This is a genomic window from Flavobacterium sp., from assembly GCF_046073885.1.
Taxonomy (GTDB): Bacteria; Bacteroidota; Bacteroidia; order Flavobacteriales; family Flavobacteriaceae; genus Flavobacterium.
Map to the genome: position 1 here is coordinate 1 of NZ_JBJTND010000033.1, position 4,396 is coordinate 4,396.

2 protein-coding genes and 1 pseudogene are annotated in these 4,396 nt (G+C 33.6%); 2 read left to right on the forward strand and 1 reads right to left on the reverse strand.

Translation table 11 applies throughout. From position 1 onward, the window contains the following. Positions 1–878: transcription termination factor NusA (gene nusA / locus ACKOWY_RS04925; protein WP_408940332.1), on the forward strand; the 878-nt coding region annotated here is incomplete at its 5' end. Between the two features lie 94 nt (positions 879–972). After that, positions 973–3,741 (forward strand): annotated as a pseudogene (gene infB / locus ACKOWY_RS04930) (translation initiation factor IF-2). A gap of 49 nt (positions 3,742–3,790) precedes the next feature. On the opposite strand, the gene ACKOWY_RS04935 reads toward infB, so the two are convergent. Beyond that, positions 3,791–4,180, reverse strand: coding sequence for an SPOR domain-containing protein (locus ACKOWY_RS04935; RefSeq protein ID WP_408940333.1), 390 nt, complete (start codon positions 4,178–4,180; stop codon positions 3,791–3,793). Between the last annotated feature and the right edge of the window lie 216 nt (positions 4,181–4,396).

The window sequence follows — 4,396 nt, forward strand, 5'->3', positions numbered from 1 at the left end:
ACGACAATACTAATTTGTACAAGCAATTTAAAGATATTATCGGTGAAATATATACTGCCGAAGTACATCATGTAAGACCAAGAGTTGTCATTTTGGTTGACGATGAAGGAAATGAAATTGTTTTGCCAAAAGAAAAACAAATTCCTTCTGACTTTTTCCGTAAAGGAGACAATGTGCGCGGAATCATTGAAAGCGTTGAATTAAAAGGAAATAAACCTCAAATTATTATGTCACGAACTTCAGATAAGTTCTTGGAAAAATTATTTGAACAAGAAATTCCTGAAGTTTTTGACGGTTTAATTATGGTTAAAAATGTAGTAAGAATTCCAGGAGAAAAAGCAAAAGTAGCGGTAGATTCGTATGATGATAGAATTGATCCTGTTGGAGCTTGTGTAGGTATGAAAGGATCACGTATTCATGGAATTGTTCGTGAGTTAGGAAACGAAAATATTGATGTTATCAATTACACAAGTAATATTCAATTGTATATTACTCGTGCTTTGAGTCCAGCTAAAGTGTCTTCTATTAAAATTAATGAAGAAACTAAGAGAGCAGAAGTGTTCTTGAAATTAGAAGAAGTTTCTAAAGCGATTGGTAGAGGAGGTCACAATATTAAATTAGCAGGTCTTTTGACAGGATATGAATTGGATGTAATTCGTGAAGGAGATGCCGTTAGTGGAGAAGAAGATGATATTGAATTAACGGAGTTCTCTGACGAAATTGAAGAATGGATTATCGATGAATTTGCTAAAATTGGATTAGATACGGCACGAAGTATCTTGAATCAAGATGTAGAAGATTTGGTGAGAAGAACAGATTTGGAAGAGGAAACAATTCTAGATGTAATTAAGATATTAAAAGAAGAATTTGATAATTAATTTCAAATCTTAAAAAAATATCTTAACTTCATTGTCCTTTTTTAAAAGGTTTGGGTCGAGAAACACAACAAAAAGATAATAATAAAAAGTTTTTATGTCTGAAGAGAGAGTAATAAGAATAAACAAGGTTTTAAGGGAATTAAACATTTCGTTAGAAAGAGCAGTAGATTATCTAAAAGATAAGGGAATTGCTATTGATGCAAATCCAAATGCTAAAATTTCTGAACGAGAGTTTGGTATCCTACAAAGTCAATTTGCGGGCGATAAGGGGAATAAAGAAGCTTCTAAAGAAGTAGGGGAAGAGAAAAGAAAAGAAAAAGAAGCGTTACGTATTCAACGTGAGCAAGAGATTGAAGAAAAACGTAAACAAGAAGAGGAACGTCAAGAAGTTATTAAAGCGAAAGCGGTAGTAACGGGTCCTATTCAGGTTGGTAAAATAGAACTCAATCCTAAAAAACCATCTCCTGTAGAAGTTAAGACTCAAGACGTACCTAAAGATGTTGTTTCAGAAAAACCAGTTTCAGACAAAAAAGAAGTACATCCAGTTGCTGAAGTTACACCAAAAGAGGACAAAAAAACAGTTTCTGTTGATGCAAAAGCTGATGTTAAATCGGACGATGTTCCTGTAGACGAAACCATTACTACTCAGTATCAGAAACTATCAGGAGCTACTTTAACGGGTCAAACTATTGATTTGTCTCAATTCAATAAACCTAAAAAGAAAAAAGAAGATCCTAAAATTACTCCAAATAAACCAGGTGTACCAGGTGCTGGAGCTAATGCAGGTAAAAATAAAAGAAAAAGAATTGTAGCTAAGCCATCAACACCAGGTGAGCCAGGAGCTCCAAATCCAAATAAAATCACTCCAAATGCTGGAGGTGGTTTCAATGCTAATAGAGGTGCTAAACCTGGTTTTGTAAAAGGGAATAGACCTGCTATTGTTGCAAAAGTAGAGCCTACGGAAGAGGAAGTTAAAAATCAAATCCGTGAGACTTTAGAAAAACTTCAAGGTAAAGGCGGTAAATCTAAAGCGGCGAAATACAGAAGAGATAAGAGAGATACACACCGTCAAAAATCAGACGAAGAGCAAAGAGCTTTAGATGAAGGAAGTAAAACTATTAAGGTTACTGAATTTGTTACTGTAGGTGAAATCGCAATTATGATGGATGTGCCTATTACTAAAGTAATTGGTACGTGTATGTCACTTGGAATTATGGTGACAATGAATCAGCGTTTGGATGCTGAAACATTAACTATTGTAGCCGATGAGTTTGGTTATGAAGTGGAGTTTATCACTGTAGATATTGAAGAAGCAATTCAAGTTGTTGAAGATAAAGAAGAAGATTTAGTGTCTAGAGCACCTATCGTAACTGTTATGGGGCATGTCGATCACGGTAAAACCTCTTTATTGGATTATATTCGTAAAGAAAATGTAATTGCAGGAGAGTCTGGAGGAATTACGCAGCATATTGGTGCTTACGGAGTGACTTTAGACAATGGTCAAAAAATAGCATTTTTAGATACTCCAGGTCACGAGGCCTTTACGGCAATGCGTGCTCGTGGAGCTCAAGTTACCGATATTGCAATTATTGTAATTGCTGCGGATGATGATATTATGCCGCAAACGAAAGAGGCGATTAGTCATGCGCAAGCAGCTGGTGTTCCGATTATTTTTGCAATCAATAAAGTAGATAAACCAAATGCTAATCCAGATAAGATTAAAGAAAGATGAGCGGGTATGAATTTATTGGTTGAAGATTGGGGAGGTAAAATTCAATCTCACGATATATCGGCTAAAACTGGTTTAGGTGTTAAGGAATTGCTTGAAAAAGTATTGCTAGAAGCTGAAATTTTAGATTTAAAATCAAACCCAAATAAACCGGCGCAAGGAACTGTTGTAGAAGCGTTTTTGGACAAAGGTAAAGGGTATGTTTCTACATTATTAGTACAACATGGAACTTTAAGAATTGGAGATTATATGTTAGCTGGAAAACATCATGGTAAAATTAAAGCCATGCATGATGAAAGAGGGCATGTAGTTAAAGAAGCAGGTCCTTCAACTCCAGTATCTGTATTAGGTTTGGATGGAGCGGCTACTGCGGGAGATAAATTTAATATTTTTGAAGATGAAAAAGAAGCAAAACAAATTGCTTCAAAACGTTCTCAATTGATGCGTGAGCAATCAGTAAGAACACAACGTCATATTACATTAGACGAAATTGGACGAAGAATTGCCTTAGGTCAATTTAAAGAATTGAATGTAATTCTTAAAGGAGACGTGGACGGTTCTGTTGAAGCATTGTCTGATTCGTTCTCTAAATTATCTACTGAAGAAGTTCAAATCAATATCATTCACAAAGGAGTGGGTGCTATTACTGAAACAGACGTAATGTTAGCTTCTGCTTCGGATGCAATTATTATCGGATTTAATGTTCGTCCTGCTGGAAATGCAAGACAGTTAGCCGATAAAGAAGAAATTGATATCCGTTACTATTCTATTATTTATGCTGCTATTGATGACTTGAAAGATGCAATGGAAGGAATGTTAGCGCCAGAAATGAAAGAAGAAGTGCTTGGTACTGCTGAGATTAGAGAGATATTTAAAATTTCTAAAGTTGGATCTATTGCCGGATGTATGGTTATGGATGGTAAGATTACGAGAGCAGCTAAAGTGAGAGTAGTTAGAGAAGGAGTTGTTGTATTTGACGGTGAATTAGTAGCTCTTAAGCGTTTCAAAGATGATGTGAAAGAAGTGACTAAAGGATACGATTGTGGTATTCAAATTAAAGGATACAATGATATTGAAGAAAGAGATATTATTGAAGCGTACCACGAAGTAGCAATCAAAAAGAAATTAAAATAATATTTTAATTGCATAAAAAAAATCCCGATTTATCGGGATTTTTTTATGCTTATTTGTTTGGTTTTATCAGGAGTGTATTTTTGTACTTTTTCTTGATTTCTGCAAAATTTCTTTCAGATTCCATTCTTGTTTTAAAGTTACCTACCCATACTTTATAGTTGGGGGTGTTAAATATTATTGTGGCGTCAATATCTTTAAACTCTTGTTTGAATTGAATTACTGTTTTTTTTGCTTTTTCACTTTCGCCACTAAAAATCTGAATTTTATATCTCTCGTTTAAAGCAATCGAGGGATTTAATTTCCGTTTTTCAACTACTAATTGTTCTAATTTTGAGTCGTTATTTGGAGTGGTTTTTATGTTTTGAGCGTTTAAATGATTGTTTGGTAAGCCAAATGTAATAGCCAATATAAGGCATTTAAAAAGTGTTAAAATTCTCATAATGTGGTGATTTTTACGTAAAAGTAATATTTAATGGGTGAATACAAATGTTAAATATTATTTAGAATTAATATAAATTGAATTTAAGACTATTTTAAGGTTTTGAGAATAGTTCTTAAGTCGTATTTTTGTGCAAGTTTAAAAAGAATATATACGTTTTTTCTAAAAATGTTTATAGAAAAAATTATATCAATTTTAGTAGATAATTATTGTACT